The organism is Citrobacter tructae, from assembly GCF_004684345.1.
Taxonomy (GTDB): domain Bacteria; phylum Pseudomonadota; class Gammaproteobacteria; order Enterobacterales; family Enterobacteriaceae; genus Citrobacter; species Citrobacter tructae.
This window is the reverse complement of sequence record NZ_CP038469.1, coordinates 396,403-414,822: the sequence shown is the minus strand read 5'-3', so window position 1 is coordinate 414,822 and position 18,420 is coordinate 396,403. Positions and strand designations below refer to the sequence as shown.

The 18,420-nt window shown below is 53.0% G+C and carries 17 protein-coding genes; 1 reads left to right on the top strand and 16 read right to left on the bottom strand.

Annotated elements, in window-relative coordinates:
- The 13 genes from wcaI to E4Z61_RS02450 are packed head-to-tail and all read right to left on the bottom strand — an operon-like array spanning position 1 to position 12,646.
- Positions 1-1,224 carry a colanic acid biosynthesis fucosyltransferase WcaI gene (wcaI, locus tag E4Z61_RS02510; RefSeq protein WP_135321390.1) on the bottom strand — a complete coding sequence of 408 codons (1,224 nt, stop codon included), beginning with the start codon at positions 1,222-1,224 and terminating at the stop codon, positions 1-3.
- A complete protein-coding gene (locus E4Z61_RS02505) occupies positions 1,221-1,700 on the bottom strand; it encodes a GDP-mannose mannosyl hydrolase (RefSeq protein WP_135321389.1) in 480 nt (159 codons plus the stop codon). Before E4Z61_RS02505 ends, wcaI begins: the two co-directional genes overlap by 4 nt.
- Positions 1,701-1,702: 2 nt before the next feature.
- Positions 1,703-2,668, bottom strand: a complete 966-nt coding sequence (gene fcl / locus E4Z61_RS02500) for a GDP-L-fucose synthase (protein WP_135321388.1) — start codon at positions 2,666-2,668, stop codon at positions 1,703-1,705.
- A 2-nt stretch (positions 2,669-2,670) separates the two neighbouring features.
- On the bottom strand, positions 2,671-3,792 hold the full coding sequence (gene gmd / locus E4Z61_RS02495) for a GDP-mannose 4,6-dehydratase (RefSeq protein ID WP_135321387.1): 1,122 nt from the start codon (positions 3,790-3,792) through the stop codon (positions 2,671-2,673).
- 24 nt (positions 3,793-3,816) lie between these two features.
- Positions 3,817-4,371, bottom strand: a complete 555-nt coding sequence (gene wcaF / locus E4Z61_RS02490) for a colanic acid biosynthesis acetyltransferase WcaF (protein ID WP_135321386.1) — start codon at positions 4,369-4,371, stop codon at positions 3,817-3,819.
- Positions 4,372-4,380: 9 nt separating this feature from the next.
- Positions 4,381-5,127, bottom strand: coding sequence for a colanic acid biosynthesis glycosyltransferase WcaE (wcaE, locus tag E4Z61_RS02485; protein WP_135321385.1), 747 nt, complete (start codon positions 5,125-5,127; stop codon positions 4,381-4,383).
- Positions 5,128-5,132: 5 nt separating this feature from the next.
- A complete protein-coding gene (wcaD, locus tag E4Z61_RS02480; RefSeq protein ID WP_135321384.1) occupies positions 5,133-6,350 on the bottom strand; it encodes a colanic acid polymerase WcaD in 1,218 nt (405 codons plus the stop codon).
- The gene (wcaC, locus tag E4Z61_RS02475; RefSeq protein WP_135321383.1) at positions 6,325-7,542 is read right to left on the bottom strand and encodes a colanic acid biosynthesis glycosyltransferase WcaC; all 1,218 of its coding nucleotides are present in this window, start codon (positions 7,540-7,542) and stop codon (positions 6,325-6,327) included. The genes wcaD and wcaC overlap by 26 nt, the downstream gene beginning before the upstream one ends.
- Positions 7,539-8,027: a colanic acid biosynthesis acetyltransferase WcaB gene (wcaB, locus tag E4Z61_RS02470; protein WP_135321382.1), complete on the bottom strand. Its 489-nt coding sequence runs from the start codon at positions 8,025-8,027 to the stop codon at positions 7,539-7,541. Before wcaB ends, wcaC begins: the two co-directional genes overlap by 4 nt.
- Before the next feature lie 2 nt (positions 8,028-8,029).
- The gene (gene wcaA, locus E4Z61_RS02465) at positions 8,030-8,872 is read right to left on the bottom strand and encodes a colanic acid biosynthesis glycosyltransferase WcaA (protein WP_135321381.1); all 843 of its coding nucleotides are present in this window, start codon (positions 8,870-8,872) and stop codon (positions 8,030-8,032) included.
- Positions 8,873-8,892: 20 nt separating this feature from the next.
- Positions 8,893-11,055: a tyrosine-protein kinase Wzc gene (wzc, locus tag E4Z61_RS02460; protein ID WP_135321380.1), complete on the bottom strand. Its 2,163-nt coding sequence runs from the start codon at positions 11,053-11,055 to the stop codon at positions 8,893-8,895.
- On the bottom strand, positions 11,052-11,501 hold the full coding sequence (wzb, locus tag E4Z61_RS02455; RefSeq protein ID WP_135321379.1) for a low molecular weight protein-tyrosine-phosphatase Wzb: 450 nt from the start codon (positions 11,499-11,501) through the stop codon (positions 11,052-11,054). Before wzb ends, wzc begins: the two co-directional genes overlap by 4 nt.
- Positions 11,502-11,506: 5 nt before the next feature.
- Positions 11,507-12,646, bottom strand: a complete 1,140-nt coding sequence (locus E4Z61_RS02450; RefSeq protein ID WP_135321378.1) for a polysaccharide export protein — start codon at positions 12,644-12,646, stop codon at positions 11,507-11,509.
- Between the two features lie 655 nt (positions 12,647-13,301).
- Between E4Z61_RS02450 and E4Z61_RS02445 the strand changes: the two genes are divergently transcribed.
- A complete protein-coding gene (locus tag E4Z61_RS02445) occupies positions 13,302-14,888 on the top strand; it encodes a TerC family protein (protein WP_135321377.1) in 1,587 nt (528 codons plus the stop codon).
- Between the two features lie 48 nt (positions 14,889-14,936).
- Here E4Z61_RS02445 and asmA read toward each other — a convergent pair whose 3' ends face one another.
- The 3 genes from asmA to udk form a co-directional block, all read right to left on the bottom strand.
- Complete coding sequence (gene asmA / locus E4Z61_RS02440) at positions 14,937-16,790, bottom strand: outer membrane assembly protein AsmA (protein ID WP_135321376.1); 1,854 nt, start codon at positions 16,788-16,790, stop codon at positions 14,937-14,939.
- 26 nt (positions 16,791-16,816) lie between these two features.
- Complete coding sequence (gene dcd / locus E4Z61_RS02435) at positions 16,817-17,398, bottom strand: dCTP deaminase (protein WP_135321375.1); 582 nt, start codon at positions 17,396-17,398, stop codon at positions 16,817-16,819.
- A 91-nt stretch (positions 17,399-17,489) separates the two neighbouring features.
- On the bottom strand, positions 17,490-18,131 hold the full coding sequence (udk, locus tag E4Z61_RS02430; RefSeq protein ID WP_005128328.1) for a uridine kinase: 642 nt from the start codon (positions 18,129-18,131) through the stop codon (positions 17,490-17,492).
- Positions 18,132-18,420: the final 289 nt, after the last annotated feature.

Genomic DNA, 18,420 nt, shown 5'->3' with positions numbered 1-18,420 from the left:
TTATCCCCGTATATCTGCAATAAGTTGGCTGAGCACGCGGTCTTTTTCCAGCGTGCGTTCGGCATAGTCACGTGCCACCGTGTTGATTTCAGGCATGAAGAGCGCCTGAGTAATTCCAGCCACCAGCGCGCTCACCGATTCCGGCTCCACGCATACCGCAATCCCCGAATGGTTCTCACAGAGCTGGCCCAGTTCGGTTTCAGGCTCTGCGGTAATCACCGCATTGCCGCCAACGGCGAGGATATTGGTCAGCTTGGAAGGCAGCACGGCATCCGCCGCGCCGCGCTTTTGCACCACTAAATGGCAATCGCCCATCTTTAGCAGCGCAGGCAGCGCGTCATAAGGCTGCAGGGGGAAAAATTTAACGTTATTCAGGCCACGTTCGCGGGCCATGTTTTCCAGCCGCGCTTTGCCGCCCCCCTGTCCGACAATCACAAACAGCCAGGGCTGAGCGCTCAGTTCGGCGGCGGCATCAATCACGCTCTCCAGCCCCTGTTTTTCCCCGATGTTGCCCGAGTACAGAATAATTTTTTGATTCTCAGGCAAACCGAGCTGCTGACGCAGGGCCTGGCCGTCGTCCCCGGTCACCTCGCGAAAACGCGCCACTTCCGACCAGTTAGGAAAGAAAATGACCTTTTCCTGCGCCACGCCTTTTTCCTGCGCTTTATTCATCATCGAGCGCGAGATGGTTGAGACGTAATCGACGTTATGCAGGCCGCTGCGCTCAAACGCGCTGGCAAGCGTCGCCATTTTTCCGCCTCCGCCTTTCCCGACCATCCCAAGGCCGAGCATGGCATCAACTTCGTAATCCTGAATGTGCAGCAGCGTGCGCGCCCCGGAAAGTTTCGCCAGTAGGCGCATGCCTGGCGTGCAAAACAACGTCGGCACTACGCCAATAATGCGATCGGGCTTCCAGCGCCGCTGCGCCATTAACGGGAAAAAACTGCTCACGGCAAAACTGCCTAAATGCAGCAGGCGTTTCAACGTTGAGGGCTGCTTTGGCACATACAGCGGACAGCGCCAAACGGTGGCTTCGCCCTCTTCCCGACTGTAACGCCAAGCGGAATAACGACCATTTACTTTCCACTGCGGGTAATAAGGCGGCGCAGTGATCACCCGAACCTCATGCCCCGCTTGCGCCATCCACTCGACCATCTCGCCGGTGTACTTGCCGATACCGGTAAGCTCCGGGGAGTAATTGATGCCATACACCAGAATTTTCATAAGCCCGACATCCCGACCTGGCGTTCCGGCAAAAAGTACGTCCGGCTGTGATCGTGGACGTTGTCGCCAGCCAGCACGGCTTGCGGCGTCAGCCAGCGGTACGCATCATGTTGAACATCGGGCAGTTGCAGGTCGTTTTCCGACACCCGCAGACGAAATCCCAGTACGACGTAATGCGTTGAGAAATCATCCCCGGAAAAGTTATCGTCATAGAAGTGCTGCCAGACGCCATAAAACTCCGCGGAAGTCAGAGGCAAACGTAAACCCAGTTCCGCCAGCGTCAGGCGCTCAAACGCGCTCTCAAGCCGTTCATCTTTCTGCACCCGACCGCCGGGAACAAACCAATACCCTTGAGCTGGGCGATTAGTTCGCTGTCCAAGTAGAAACTCACCGCGCGCATTTTCCACCAGCAAATCAATGGAAATCAGCGGAGTACAGCGCACTACCGTGGCAAAATCTTCATGACATAAAAACATGCTTACCCCCGGTACCGTTGCTGATTTTCAAGAAACCACTGATACGTACTGGCAAGCCCGGCCTCCAGTGACACCTCGTGATACCAGCCCAACTGGTGCAGCCGCGTGACGTCCAGCAATTTACGCGGCGTGCCGTCGGGTTTGCTCGCGTCAAACACCACGCGACCTTTGTAGCCCACTACCTTCGCAACCGTCTGCGCCAGTTCGCGAATGGTGCAGTCCACGCCGGTTCCCACGTTGATGTGCGACAGCATCGGCTGGGTGTGTTCCTGCCAGACTTCGCGGTCCAGTTCCATCACGTGGATACTGGCAGCTGCCATGTCATCCACGTGCAGAAACTCGCGCATCGGCGTTCCACTCCCCCACACCATCACGTCCGGCGTATTGTGCTCACAGGCTTCATGAAAGCGGCGCAGCAACGCCGGGATCACGTGCGAGTTGCTTGGATGAAAGTTGTCCTGCGGCCCGTACAGGTTGGTCGGCATCACCGAGCGGTAATCGCGGCCATACTGGCGGTTATACGACTCGCACAGTTTGATCCCGGCGATTTTGGCAATCGCGTAGGGTTCGTTAGTGGCCTCAAGCGTTCCCTGCAGCAGTTCGCTTTCGCGCATCGGCTGGTTGGCCATCTTCGGATAGATGCAGGATGACCCGAGGAACAACAGCTTATTCACGTTGTGACTGTGCGCCGCGTGAATGATATTGCTCTCAATCATCATATTTTCGTAAATAAAATCAGCAGGATAGGTGTTATTTGCCACAATCCCGCCCACCTTAGCCGCCGCCAGGTACACCTGGTCGATACGTTCAGTGGCAAAAAACTGCTGCACCGCGTGTGCATCAAGCAGGTTGAGTTCGTCACGGGTACGCACTACCAGTTCCACGTTATCGCGCAGGGCCAGCAGTCTGACGATGGCTGCCCCCACCATCCCGCGATGGCCCGCCACAAAAATACGTTGTTTCAACATCCTTAGTACTCCAGCGCGATGGCGACCTCATAGCCGTGAGATTTCAGCAGGGAATGCTTCTTCGCCGCTTCCAGGTCAGTGGCAACCATTTCGGTGATCATCTGGCGCAGAGTGATTTCTGGCTTCCAGCCCAGTTTGTCGTGCGCCTTCGCCGGGTCGCCAAGCAGCGTTTCTACCTCTGCCGGACGGAAATAGCGCGGATCAACCGCAATCATCACGTCGCCCGGCTTCACGCCCGGCGCATCATGCCCGGTTACCGAGACGACAATGCCTTTCTCCTCAACGCCATGGCCTTCAAAGCGCAATTTAATGCCCAACTGCGCGGCCGCCATCTCAACAAACTGGCGAACGGAGTACTGCACCCCGGTGGCAATGACAAAATCTTCCGGCTGGTCCTGCTGCAGCATCATCCACTGCATCCGCACGTAATCTTTCGCATGACCCCAGTCACGCAGGGAGTCCATATTGCCGAGATACAGGCACGACTCCAGCCCCTGCGCGATGTTGGCAATCGCGCGGGTAATCTTACGGGTAACGAACGTTTCCCCCCGGCGCGGAGATTCATGGTTAAACAGAATGCCGTTGCAGGCGAACATACCGTAAGACTCACGGTAATTGACGGTGATCCAGTAGGCGTACAGTTTGGCGACGGCATACGGAGAGCGCGGGTAGAAAGGCGTGGTCTCTTTCTGCGGCGTTTCCTGCACCAGACCGTACAATTCCGACGTGGAGGCCTGATAGAAGCGGGTTTTCTTTTCCAGACCGAGGAAGCGAATCGCCTCCAGCAGGCGCAGCGTACCGATCGCATCGACATCAGCGGTATATTCCGGTGACTCAAACGACACTGCCACGTGGCTCATGGCCCCGAGGTTGTAGACTTCATCCGGCTGAACTTCCTGTAAAATACGGGTCAGGTTGGAGGTATCCGTCAGATCGCCATAGTGCAGATGAAATTTTGGATTACCCGAGTGCGGGTCCTGATAGATGTGGTCCACGCGCTCGGTATTAAACGACGACGCACGACGTTTAATACCATGAACTTCATAACCTTTTTCCAGAAGAAGTTCTGCCAGGTAAGAACCATCCTGCCCGGTTACGCCAGTAATGAGAGCGACTTTTGACATGTTTTCACCTCTTAAATGATCCCCTCAGGGAGTAACTTTCTCAACGCGTTCGCGCGTCACAACTGCGGGATTACCCCGACAAACGGCATTGGCGGGCAGCGATTTAAAAACGCTGCTTCGCGCCCCGACGACGGTGCCCGCACCAATCGTCACGCCGGGTGCGACAAAAACATCTGTCGCCAGCCAGCATTTCTCGCCAATCACAATTGGCATGGAGTTAATATCAAAATGCGGACTGGCATAATCATGACTCCCGGTGCATAAATAACTTTTCTGCGAAATAACTGCGTTCGCACCAATCGTAATATTACCCAGCGTATATAACACAGCGTCATCACCGACCCAGGCGTAATCTCCCAGGGTTAATTTCCACGGATAGGTAATTTTTACTGAAGGTCGAATAACTACGTTTTTTCCTATTTTCGCGCCAAACATTCGTAATAAGAACGCACGCCAGCGATACATCACCTGCGGCGACAGTCGAAATAATGTTGCCTGTACCGCCCACCATAACTGCACTTTAATCGTGCCGCCGCCGCGAAAGCCTTTTGGCACAGTGAAGCCATTTAAATCCTGCATGTTTTGCCTTTACGTTTTGCCATATAAGGTTTTTGTCTTGCCGGTGGTGCGCAGGCGTAAATGTTCTGACAAACCGACCAAAAAACCTGGCATATGTAATATTTGTCGCTGGACTTTTTTGGCATCCCGACATAGCTGCAGATTATTTGTCGTCGATACGCCGCCCATAGAAAACTCAGAGACCAGTCCACTTATTTTTTTGAAGGCATAACCGGATTTATATAATCTGGCCGCCAGCGCATAATCAGACGACACTTTATATTGCAGATCGTATCGCCAAGCCTGAAGTCCGCTGACCGGAAAAAATATCGCCTGATGACTGGCCGGCAGACTGTGATAAATATACCAACCAGGCTTGGCGCGGCGCTTAATTTTATACCCTGCGCCAAAATCCAACAGCGCATCGCCAATCACCATCACCTTATCGCTTTGTGTTTTGAGCTGACGAATAAAATGCGCGGCATCCGCATGCAGAATATCCCCGGAGTTTAGGAACAGTGCAAACCGCCCGCGCGCCATGGCAATACCTTTGTTCATCGCATCATAGATGCCGTTATCTGGCTCACTGATAAACCGTAACCTGTTCTCACCGTTGAGGTTTTCCAGGAATTCCTGCGTGCCGTCGGCGGAACCGCCATCAACGACAATCCATTCAAAGCTGATGTCGCCCGCTTGCGCCAGATGTGCTAACGACGCGTGGGTTTTGACAATCCCCTCCAGATTACGAAAAGCGACGGTGATAATAGTGAGCAACATATGAATTACCTCGCGATATTCAGCGCCTTGCGCAAAATAAACGGACAAACAATTAAAAAAGCATATTCTGGACTAAATACGGAGCCGGTAAAAAACAGCGACAACGGTGTAAAAAGATAAAGCTGCACCCGATAATTCTGATTATTGCCAAACGCATTTAGCATCATTTTCAGAACTTTCCCCATGTACCATAGCGCTAATACTACGGCAAACCATGAAAAATAAATAATCAGTAGATATAATCCATTGTCTATTGTTTTACCGACATCTGCACCGTTAAAGATTCCGAATGACGCTACATATTCATAAAGTGAACCAAATCTGACTACGCCATCAACATTGAGTAATGAATAAACGACCATCACCAGCGGCCCAACAATACGATAATACGATGATGACCCTTCCGTACCTAAATCGCCAAGTCGGGTTGCAATATAGGGAAAGGCAAACACCACACCGACCATAAACACGCTGAGCGAGATTATTGCCAACGGTAACTTCTTTTTTATCGCCTCTTTATTCAGATACTGAAACGCCCATTCCAGTAGATAAAATAAAATAAACGTCATTACCCCTGAAAACGACCCTGATAATATTACCCCGGTCAGAATCATAGCATCGGTCTTAGGCGTTTTGATACCAAACTGTTTGATACTGAGCCAAATTGAGATTAACGCCAGAGCAAAGAACGCGGGTTCGAAATAAAGTGCAGTGGTACGCTTACCACCAAATTTAATAAAGTTCAGAACATAGCTGTTGCTGTAAATAAGATATTTCGAAATTACTTCCATTAAACTGCTGCCGCCGGTGAGAATAATCTGCGCCATCTCAACCGCAGCAAGCGCGACCACCAGTCCGACCACCAGCCAGAAAAAACGCAAAATCTTACGATAGTTATGCGGGGAGACGGTTTTGAAGCGAATACTCCAGACCATGCCAATAATGATCACCGTATAGACAAACAGCATGGTAGAAGTCACATACTTGCTGGCGTCCAGCGACTGACCAAACAGGTAGTTAAAGGCAGTCAACCCACTGCCAGTCCCCAGCGCAATCAGCAGTTTTTTGATATTAATGCGCTCGACAAACAGCAACAGCAGGAGCGGCAAAAAAGTGACGACGGTGACCGGAAAGCTTTCCCCCAGTTGCGCTATTTTGACGTTGACCAGCAAATAGAGCAGCGGTAGCACCAGGTAGCTACAGATTCTGATAGAACGAGACATATTCCTCCAGCATCTGTTGACCGCTGTAGGCGCTTCGGCTGCGCTGACGAAATGCCGCAAGCGACGTGCCGAATACCGCCTGCGCGATCTCCGCTTTATTCCGCTGCACCAGTTGCAGGACATCTTCTTCGCTGAAGGTTTTCCCCCCCGATTTCGCCAGCACTTCCTGCGCCGCCTCGCTGTGCGTGGCAATCACTGGCACACCGATAGAAAGCGCTTCGCATAAAATCAACGGATAGTTATCCACCCGCGAGCTGAAAACCAGCCCATCCATCTGATTAAGCGCGTTCATCAGCGTACGCTTGTCGGTTTCAAATCCGTGATTAATCACATTTGCGCCGCTAAACGGCGAGAATTTGCCGAAGGTATGCAGCTCAATCCTGTCGCCGAGCGCCATCATCTGCCTCACCAGTTGCTGGCAGGTTTTCCCGTCATAGCGCAGGTCGTGGGCCACAATGGCGATTTTCGGCCTGCTGCGAGGATCGTCAGCCAGCGGCAGATCGCAAAGAATGGCTTCGGTCGCGACATCTATCCCGTTGTTGATAATGGCACAGCGCCCTGCGCCGTACAGGCTGTTAAACGCGTCGGCTACGTGCTGGCTGGGAGAGATAAACTGACAGCCCAACGCCAGCATGGCGCGGAACATCTGGCGCTTTCCAGGCAGCTGCTGATGCGCTTTATCGATTTTTACCGGGGGATAATTGCTCAGCGTCGGGCATTGCTGACAACCCGTTTTCCAGCCTTCGCAACCGTCCGTAAACGCACAGCGCCCGGTGACGCTCCAGTGATCGTGCAGCGTCCAGACAAAAGTAATATCCGGTTTATGCGCCTGCACCTTTTGGCAAAATGCCACCACCTCTTCCAGATTCAGCCAGTAGCTGTGCAGCACGTGAAAATGCAGTACCAGCAGGCCTTTGGTCCGGGTGACGGTGCGATACAAATTATCGAGGTTGCCAAACAGGTCGCGGTTCGCGAGGCGAAACAGCGCAATATTCATCGCCGAGGTCAGACGCGGCGTATGCTTGAACACTTGCGGATAGTGATTGTGGCTGACGTTTTTCTTACCGCCTTTTCCGTAGCCATAGATAAAGCGCGACGACAGCCCTTGCTCTAGCGCCCGCAGGTGCAAATCCAGCGCCACCCCTGCCGCTCCACCTTCTGCCAGTCGGACATTAAATTGCAGGATATTCATTTTACGTCCTTTACTCGCGCTTTCTCGCCCACTACCAGCGTGTTGTCCGGCACGCTGTCCACGACGACGCTGCCGGCACCAATCGTCACGTTATGACCAATGACGACGTCGCCAAGCAAGATGACATTCGCGCCCAGCTCAACGCCGTTGCCGATCGTCGGGCAGGCCAGATCGTTTGTGCCGAGGTTGCCGATGGTCACCCCATGACGCAGGGTAAAATCATCCCCAGCCACCACGCGTTTGTTGATCACCACGCCATAACCATGATGGATGGTGAAGCGACGGCCGATGGTCGCAGCCGCCTGGATTTCATAGCCGAAAATACATTCAGTAATCAGGCGATACATCACCAGCGCGGGTGCCGCCCACAGATTGTTCAGCACGTTTTTTTTGCGCCAGACGGAGCAAAAATGGGCAATCCGATAGGCCATCACCATGCAGCACGGGCGCAGACTCCAGCCGTTGGCGCGTAAGTCTTCCAGCATACTTAGCGCCCCCGCAGGCCATCGGCCAGTCGCTTACCGTTACGCAGCGACAGCAAGGTCAACAGCGTGCGCCAGTTCATCCGTTTGTTACGGATCTGATAGAGCGTGAACAGCTGATATTTTTTGCTGGCGCGATCAAATTTGCCTTTGTGCTTACGGTAAAATTGGAAGTAACCGGAGAATTTTTTCGGCGATGAAGTGATGCGCATTTCACCGTGATTCACATGCAGGATCTGCGTGGCTTCATTGACCTTCCATGGCTCGCCATAAGCCACCACCATGCGCAGAAAAATATCGTAATCCTGCGCCGCTTTCAGCGTGGTGTCGAACAGGCAGGCTTTGAACCGCCAGGCCCAGGTAAACACCTGATTACCAATAATATTGCGTTTATAGAACTTGCGCCGTGAGTACACCGACTTGGGATACAGCGGCAGGCTGGCAGGCTGCGAATAAACCTCGCCTTCGCAGATATAATCATTGGCGTACAGAAACGCCCGCGTCACCAGTTGATGGCGGTCTCTGAGGAAGATGCTCAAGCGATTCGGCGTCCACTCGTCATCGTCATCAATACCGGTAATGTATTGCCCACTGGCCTGCATAATGGCCTGATTACGCACCGCGCAGGCGCCAGCGTTGGTCGCATTATGGATATAAGTCACGCGCGGATCGTTTAGCGCGTCGACATACTGCTGGAGCTGCTCGTACTCGGAAGAACAGTCATCCACGATGATCATCTCCCAATGCGGATAGTCCTGTCGCAGCACCGATTTAATCGCCCGGATCGCCAACTGCTGACGATTACAGGTCGGCATATAAATTGAAATGAGCGGGTTGTCTGTGGTCATGTTCATTCCCAGTTAGTTATCTATTTCGAGTCCGACGTGTACGCGTATTCGTAATAGCCGTAATCCTGATACCCGCTGGCGCGTCGGAAAATGGAGTTGAGGATCACGCCCTTAACCTGAATACCGTTTTGCTCAAAGCGGCTCAGGCTGGTTTCCACCTCTTTCAGCGTGTTGACCGCATAACGCGCAACCATCAGCGTGGTGCCAACATGACGGCCGACAATAGCCGCGTCGGTTACCGCCAGAATTGGCGGGGTATCAATCAGCACCAGGTCGTAGTGCGCGCTGGCCCAGGCAATCAGCTCGCCAAAGCGTTCGCTCATCAGCAGTTCAGAGGGATTGGGTGGTACCTGACCGCGTGGGATCAGATCGAAATTAGGGATAGATGTCGGTTTGGCGCAGGCGGCCATATCGCCCTTACCGGCGAGGATATCGGACAGGCCATTGACGTTATTGGTACCCAACAGCTCGTGCGTGTAGCCTTTGCGCATATCGCAGTCGATCAGCAGCACGCGTTTGTGGGTCTGACTGATGACCGCCGCCAGGTTGGCGCAAACGAAAGTTTTACCGATAGACGGGCTGACGCCGGTTAGCATCAACACATTGTTGCGCGCCTGCATCATGGCAAAGTGCAGGCTGGTGCGCAGGCTGCGTACCGCTTCAATCGCCAGGTCGGTCGGGTTCCCCACCGCGAGCAGTTGGCTTTGCTTGTAGCGCTTGATACCTTTAATTGTCTGGACGTTATCACGCGCTTTTTGCCATTCCGAAAGCGGAATACTGGCATACACATTGATCCCGTGTTCTTCCAGCGCCTGCGGACTCTCAATACCGCGATTGAACAGCGAGCGCAGCAGCACACCAACCACTGAAAGCATCAGGCCAAGAATAATACTGCCGAGAATAATCAGCGCAGTCTTTGGCTTCAGCACGCCGGGCTGGGCAATGGCCGGATCAACAATACGCACATCCCCTACCGTACTGGCCTCGGTGATCTTCAGCTCCTGCTGTTTGTTCAACAGCTGCATATAGACCTGCTGACCGGACTCCACATCGCGGGTCAAACGGACAATTTCCTGCTGCGTTTTCGGCATCGCCGTCACCCGGCCGCTCAGTTTGCCTTTTTCATCTTCCAGCGCCTGGCGTTTTTCCAGCAGCGTACGGTAGGCCGGATGCGCTTTGGTGAACAGCTTGGAGATTTCCGCCTCTTTGAACGTCAGTTCATTCAACTGAGCGTCGATGTTGACCATCGAATCCAGCACCGCTTTGGCTTCCAGCGGTAAATCTACGGAGTCTTTATCCTGACGAAAGGCGTTGAGTTTATTTTCAGCAACGTCCAGACGATTACGCACCTCCGGCAACTGCCTGGCCAGAAACGCCAGGCTTTTGGCCGCCTCTTCAGATTTGCGCACCACGTTTTGTTCGAGGTAGTTACGGGTGATGCTGTCGAGGGTCTGGCGGATCTGTTCACGGTCTTCGCCGGTAAATGTCAGGCTCAGTACGCCGGTGTCTTTGCCGGTTTCCGTCACGCTGAGGTTGTTTTGCAGCGCGTTGATCACGCCAAGCGTGGAAAACTTGCTGACGGTAAATACGCTGCCCGCACTGGCATGAATGGCATTCACCCGCAGGGTGACGCCGCCGTGGTTTAACGTCTGTCCAACCTGACCCTGAGCGCTAAAACCGCCGTCGCTGACCAGCTGATAGCTTTTATCATTCAATACGTTAAGGGTGAATATTTGATCTCTCATCGCCTTTGGCAGAGTAAACGTCGTCACGTTAAGCGTTTCGTTCTGGCGGCCCATCAACCGCTCCCAGCCCGCGCCAAACAGCGGAAACGTCTGTTTGGTGACGGCGATATCCAGATCCAGATCGTCCACCGTTTTCCCCAGCACCAGTCGCGACTTAATCAACTGAATTTCGGCTTCCGAAGCAGGAGGTTTATTCGACAGTGCCGAGCCAATATCCTGCACCAGCGAATTGCCGGTGTTTTGTTCAATCTGCACCAACGCATCGGCGCTATAGATAGGCGTAGCAAACAGCGTGTAGATGACCGCACACAGCGCAAAGGCAGCGGTAATACCCAGCACCCACCAGCGCGCTTCCAGCACCGTCCCGACCAGACGCCCAATATCAATTTCATCATTGCCCGTTACCGGCGTAGCAGACTGTTTTATTTTTTCTGTCATTGTTTTCCCTGCTCCGCGTTCAGTGCCTGGGCCCATTGGCGGGCAGACCGTTCAAGTAAGGTGTACACCGCGTCAAACGCGTCCTGGCTTTTACGATACGGGTCGGGTATTTCGCGCTCGCTGTCCCAGTGGCCAAAAAGCATCACCTTGCCGCGCATCTCCGGCGCAATTTCGCACAGCGCGCTAATGTGCCGCTTCTCCATAGTCAGGATCAGGTCGTAATCCCGGCACATGGTTCCCGAGATTTGCCGCGCACAATGATTCTCCAGCGACAGGTTATGTGCCTGCGCCACGCTCACAGCGCACGGATCTGCCCCCTTGCCCACCAGCGCCCCCAGTCCTGCAGACGCGACCGTCAAAGCCGGGTGAAATTGTCTTAACAGGCGCTCTGCCGTAGGAGAACGGCAAATGTTCCCCACGCAGACAACTAAGATTTTGTTAAACATGTCGATTACCAGTTGTGAAGGTCGCTGGCCGTATCCGTCATATAACGAACACCGCTAATGGTCGGCAGCAACTGATTGATCAAACGGTTCCAGCGGGCGACCGGTGCGGTAGTGACATACACCACGTCGTAAGGCTGGAGGCGGAATTCCGTCGCCATCACCAAAGAGGTGGCATCGGACATATCAAGCTGGTAAATGTTGGCAATCTTGCCGTTGCGCCCGCCCTCGCCTTTCAATGGTCGAATGACGAAGATGCCGCTGGCATTGGAGGTGGTCAGGTCGATACCTTCCGCATTACCCAGCGCTTCGGTTAGCGTCATACCGCTGAAGTCCATTTTGAGGGTGCTCTGTTTCTTCACTTCGCCCATCACGAAGACTTTCAGATCGTCGTTACGTGGAACAAACAGGATGTCGCCAGGATAGAGCAGCCGATTCTGGCTCAGGTCGCCGTTTTGCATCAGCGCCTGCAGAGAGATACGCTGCTCCCGCCCGTTATGGGTCAGCACAACGTTGCGCCAGTCCGCCGCCTCAGTCAGGCCACCTGCGGCATTAATGGCGTCGAGAATGGTTAACGGCACATTGGTAATCGCCTGCTGGCCGGATTTGTTCACCTGCCCGGAGACATAAGCCTTCTGCGAGCGGAAAGCGGCGATATTAACGTCCACCTGCGGGTCAGCAATGTACTTCGCTAAGCGCCCGGTAATATCACTGCGGATTTCTGCCAACGTTTTCCCGGACACGTTGACTTTGCCAATGTAGGGATAAAACATGGTGCCATCGGGTTGAACCCAGTTGCCGGCATCGCTGGAGCTGCGGTACTGCCCCGCCGGCGTGGTCAGTTCTGGATGGTCCCAGACGGTCACATTCAACACATCCCCCGGGCCGACGCGATACTGGTATCCGGAGATCTCCTGGTCCAGTGACATATTGGGCTGGGCGACGTTCGGTCGCGGACGTAATTGTTCTACCAGTCGGGGCGTCAGTGGATAAACATTCACCATGCGGTCGAGATCGAAATCAGCGTCCTGCTGTTTAATCACGTCTTTACCCATCGTCGACATATTACTGCCCGGTAGTACGGTACAACCGTTTATCAAGATTACCGACACCAGGACAGGTATCAATTTAATTTTGGATTTCATCATTGATTATTTATCACTTTGACAGAGTAATTATCACGTGCTTTCTAAATAGCAATTTCGCCTGTTCACCTTTACCTTGCCGTTAATTGAAAAGAAAATTAACTGGCATCAATCCTAAAATATTGAAGTCATCCGTGGTCTATTGACTGAATAATTCAGGCGGCTCATCAGGCGTCCAGGTACGCTACCGCCCCTGGCTTAGTTAGCTACCAATGCACTGATTAATTTGAATTTTCACTTTCTCCTTTATTTTCATCACATCCATAGTTGCAGCGCATCAGGAAATGCAACGCAGGGTGGGGACTAAATATGTCTATTCTTAGAATGCGGAAAGAATTGTTGCAGCTAAAAGAATAGCAGGCAAGATAACAACACCTCTGCCAGTTGCTTTTAAGATTAATATTAAGAGTGAAAATAGAATGTTTTTAGGATTTTATTGATATTGACAGTGATAATATTTAAATATTCCACATGCGATATTTCTTAAATATAGTCAGCGTTAAAAAGTTATTTCCTGCAGTAACATTAAGGCTATCCCCCCAACTGACTACCTGATATAAATGACAGAGAAATCCTTTCCCGGCATTGCATTTTTCGCTGGCTTTATCCATGATCGAATTGTGACAATTGTCATACAACTATGGGTATAGCTTTTACTATGGAATGGATTGCCGATCCGTCAATCTGGGCCGGGCTCGTCACGCTAATCGTGATCGAACTCGTTCTTGGCATTGATAATCTTGTTTTTATTGCCATCCTCGCGGAGAAATTGCCTCCTGCCCAGCGGGACAAGGCGCGTATTACCGGGCTCCTGATGGCGATGGTGATGCGCCTGCTGCTGCTGGCCTCAATCTCCTGGCTGGTGACGCTAACGACACCGCTGTTTAGTATTCGGGATCTGAGCTTTAGCGCGCGGGACCTGATCATGCTCTTCGGGGGCTTCTTCCTGCTGTTCAAAGCCACAATGGAACTCAATGAGCGGCTGGAAGGGAAAGACAGCGACAACCCCACCCAACGTAAAGGGGCGAAGTTCTGGGGCGTGGTCGCACAAATTGTCGTGCTGGATGCCATCTTCTCTCTCGACTCGGTGATCACCGCCGTGGGGATGGTCGATCATCTGGCCGTGATGATGGCAGCCGTCATTATTGCAATTAGCCTGATGGTGCTGGCCAGCAAGTCGCTGACCCGCTTTGTCAACAGCCACCCTACCATCGTCATTCTGTGTCTTAGCTTCCTGCTGATGATCGGTTTCAGCCTGGTCGCCGAAGGGTTTGGCTTCCGCATTCCAAAAGGCTACCTGTACGCGGCTATCGGCTTCTCGGTCATGATTGAGGCATTAAATCAGCTGGCTATCTTTAACCGCCGCCGTTTTCTGTCAGCCAACCAAACCCTGCGCCAGCGCACCGCCGAGGCGGTGATGCGTCTGCTGAGCGGACAAAAAGAAGACGCTGAACTGGATGCACAAACCGCCGCCATGCTGGCAGACCATCATGAAGGTCAGATTTTTGCCCCGCAGGAGCGCCGGATGATCGAGCGCGTGCTGAATCTCAATCAACGCACCGTCAGCAGCATTATGACCTCGCGCCATGATATTGAGCACATCGATCTCAACGCGCCCGAAGCCGAAGTCCGCGCCCTGCTGGAGAAAAACCAGCACACGCGTCTGGTGGTCACCGGGGAAGACGAGCAGGAAGAACTGCTCGGTGTGGTACACGTTATCGACCTGTTGCAACAGTCGCTGCACGGCGAACCACTCAACCTACGCGCCTTGATCCGCCAGCCGCTGGTGTTCCCTGAGACCTTGCCGCTGCTGCCAGCACTGGAGCAGTTTCGTAACGCCCGCACCCACTTCGCATTTGTGGCGGATGAGTTTGGTTCCGTAGAGGGAATTGTGACACTGAGCGACGTGATGGAGACCATCGCCGGTAACCTGCCTAATGAAGTGGAAGAGATCGATGCCCGCCACGACATTCAGAAAAATGCCGACGGATCATGGACGGCTAACGGGCATATGCCGCTGGAAGATCTGGTGCAGTACGTTCCTATACCTCTCGATGAGAAACGGGAATACCACACCATTGCCGGGCTGTTGATGGAATATTTGCAGCGCATCCCGAAAACCGGGGAAGAAGTGCAGGTGGGAGACTATCGGCTGAAAACGTTGCAGGTGGAAAACCACCGGGTGCAAAAGGTCCAGTTGATACCGCTGCACAATAATGAAGAAGAGATGGATTACGAAGTGTAGGTGACGTGCCGGATGAGACGCTTATGCGCCGCCATCCGGCATTCTCTGTCAGAGTTTATCCAGCAGTTTTTTAACATCCTTGCCGCTACGGGACTCTTTGTTTCGATCGGCCCAGTCGTTCAGCCGACGCTTCGCTTCATCCTGCAGATGCTTACGCAGCAACTGGTCCACCTGCAGGTTGTAGTTCAACGCCTGCCACGGGCCATAGATGCGCAGCGGAACCGGCGTGGCTTTCAGGAAATCAATCAGTTTGCTTTCACCATCCCAGCCGCCCAGCACGCGCACGTTAAACTGCGTGTCACAAGCCTGTTCAACCAGATCCAGCGTACCTTTACCTGAAAGCGCCAACATTGCAGACTGCCCTTCCATGTCATCCAGCGATACCTTACCGTTATCCAGCGTCAGATCGGTGACAAAACGATCCAGTCGGGTCACGTTATCCAGATTCTGCTGAGATTTTACGTCGCCGCCGCTGCGCTCAACGGCCTGCTGCACCAGCTGCTGGAAGTTCATCCCTTCCATTCGCGTATCGCTCATATCAACGTGGGCCTGCCCTTGCCAGCTGTGGCGGAACGCCTGAGCGTCAATATCAGAACCGGAAAAATCGCCCGCCAGCGACAGCTTGCCGGTGAGGGCAATCGGATAGTTAAAGGCCTTCAGAATGGTACCGATTTCGACATTTTCCAGACGCGGATGAAAGACCGCAAGTGGCTGCGCCTTTCTGGCATCCAGCTTGCCAGGCAGAGAAATCAGCCCACCATCATTTGTTCCCTGTAACTCGGTTATATTCAACAAGCCAGACTGATTCGCCATCTTTGCGGAGACGTTATCAAAGGCCATTTTCCGCCAGAGAACTTTGTCTGCCTGTAACGCGATGTCAGCAGAAAACCCTCTGAGTCCCTGATACGAGACGGCGTCGACTTGGGACGCTATAACCGGTCGCGCGAGCGTCGAAGGGCTTTGACCCTGTTGTGACCCACCGTTTGTCGCCACCGTGACGTCGCGCTGCACAAGCAGGTTGTCCAGATTGAGCAGACCAAAGCGCAGATCGACAGACCAGTCCGGTTTATCAGACAGCGAGACACGTGCCTGCCCGGCCAGTGAACTGTCGTTGGCCGTCAAATTGATGTGGTTAAACGTGAGCTGTTTATTCTCTTCATGCCACTGAACCTGAAGCGTGCCCTGCCCCTGGATCCCCTGCGGCGGCAAATCTGCGCCCTGCAGCTGCCAGCTGAGTTTTTCGATATTGCCCGCTAAGTTATGCGGATAGTCAGACGCATCAACGGTACCGTTAAAGGCCAGATTAAGATCGCGCTGATCGCGGTTTACGCGACCAGAGAAGCCGAATGTACCGCGGTGCTGGGTATCCTGTTCCATTTCCAGATGAATATCGCGAACCGTTACCTGTTCATCGTCTTCATGCTGGAACACCAGTACGCTGTCGGCAACGCGCAGGCGGGCGATGTCAAACGACCATCCACGATCTTCAGCGACATCCGGCAACATATTGTCTTTTGGGGCAATCGGCGCATCTTTGCTATGCACCGCTTCGGTCTGCGGCGTCAGTTGAATAACCGCACCTTTAAGCATCACTTGCTTAACATTGAGCTGGTGGCTCAATAGCGGCCATAACGCGACGTCCAGACGCATATTATCGGCACGAACCAGCGGTTCGCTGGCCCCTTCAGCCGTTAACACCATGCGTCCGGAGAGGATGCTAAGCTGGGGCCATACGTGCCAACGAAGGGGGCCGTCCAGTTGCAATTGATATCCGCTACGTGCAGCAACCTGCTTCACCATGTACGCGCGAAAATCATTTGGATTAACCAACATTACTAACGCAGAAAAACCGGCCACCAGCACGACCAGAAGAATCATCAGCGTCGTCAGAAATCGTCTCATGCTATCCCCAAAGGACTGAAAACTACTCAGTCTTTATCAATCCGGCTGGCTACTGCGCCCTGCTGGTCGCGATACTTCGCATCCTGACGACGATTGTAAGGACGCGCAGCCGGACCGGAAAGCGGTTCAAAACTCAGCGCGCCAATCGGCATACCCGGACGCAGGGCCAACGGTAATTTCCCGGAGTTGTAAAATTCCAGCACAATGCAGCCTGACCAGCCCGGATCGATACGGTGCGCGGTCACGTGAACCATCAGACCCAGACGCGCCAGCGATGAACGTCCGTCTAACCAGCCAACCAAGTCTGCCGGAAGCGTCACGGACTCAAAGGTCACGGCCAGGGCTAACTCACCGGGATGCAGGAAAAACGCCTCGCCCTCGTCGAGGACAATTTCATCGCTCATCACGCGATCCAGCGCGGCGCTGACTTCAGCCTTCGGCCCACTCAAATCGATATACGCCGCCGTATGACCACGGAACGTACGAAATTTATTGCCAAGACGCACATCTACCGTTGCGCCATTAATACGCTCGACAGGAGGACGTGGATCGATAGACAGACGACCTGCATCCAACCAGGCTTCAATATCTCGGTCACATAAACGCATGGCACTTTCTCCTTTCGTGCTTCAACCCCTTAACGCCAGGCGCGTTAAGGGTGAACCAGGTTATCACTGAACGGTACACAATTCGCTGAACTTATTCAAAGAACTGACTGATTTTCGCCTTCAGAATATCGATGGCAATGCGGTTTTTACCCCCGCGCGGCACGATGATATCAGCGTATTGTTTTGAGGGTTCAATAAATTGCAGGAACATTGGACGCACGGTTTTCTGGTATTGCGCCATCACCGAATCCATAGAGCGGCCACGCTCGTTGACGTCCCGCTTGATACGGCGCATCAGACAAATGTCGAGCGGAGTATCAACAAAAATAGAAAAGTTCATCTCGTCACGTAAACGTGCATCCGTCAGCAGCAAAATGCCTTCCAGGATAATCACTTTCTTGGGTTCGATATGAATGGTCTCTTGCGTACGCGTGTGTTCAACATAGCTGTAGACGGGTAATTCAATTGCCGAACCGCGTTTCAGCGTTTGCAGATGCTGAAACAGCAAACTGTGATCCATCGCGTTCGGATGGTCGTAGTTAGTTTTTACACGTTCTTCCATCGACAGATGGCTTTGATCTTTGTAATAACTGTCTTCGGGAATAACGCCAATATGTTCGTCACCCACTTGTTCACGCAATTCGCGATAGAGAGTACTGGCAATAAGACTCTTGCCGGAAGCCGATGCGCCGGCAATGCCGATAATGACGCACTGATGAGACTGATCAGTCATAAATTTAGCGACCTGATTAACCTGGATGTTAGGAAGGGGGCGTCGAAACGCCAAACGCGGCAATTATAGGGATTTCAGCGGCGCGATGCCAGCCCAGGCTGCACCAATGCTGTCCCTGTCGCAAATTAAAATGGTTAGTTTTAAATCAGGCGCAATATTTATTCGCCCGCCTTAGGAATTAATAGCTTGAGAGTGTTATTTTATGAGCAGCTGGCGTATAAATTGTAAAATGTTTGTACTAGCATAATCACAGATTAAACATGATGCGTCCGGCATCTTCGCCACGGCG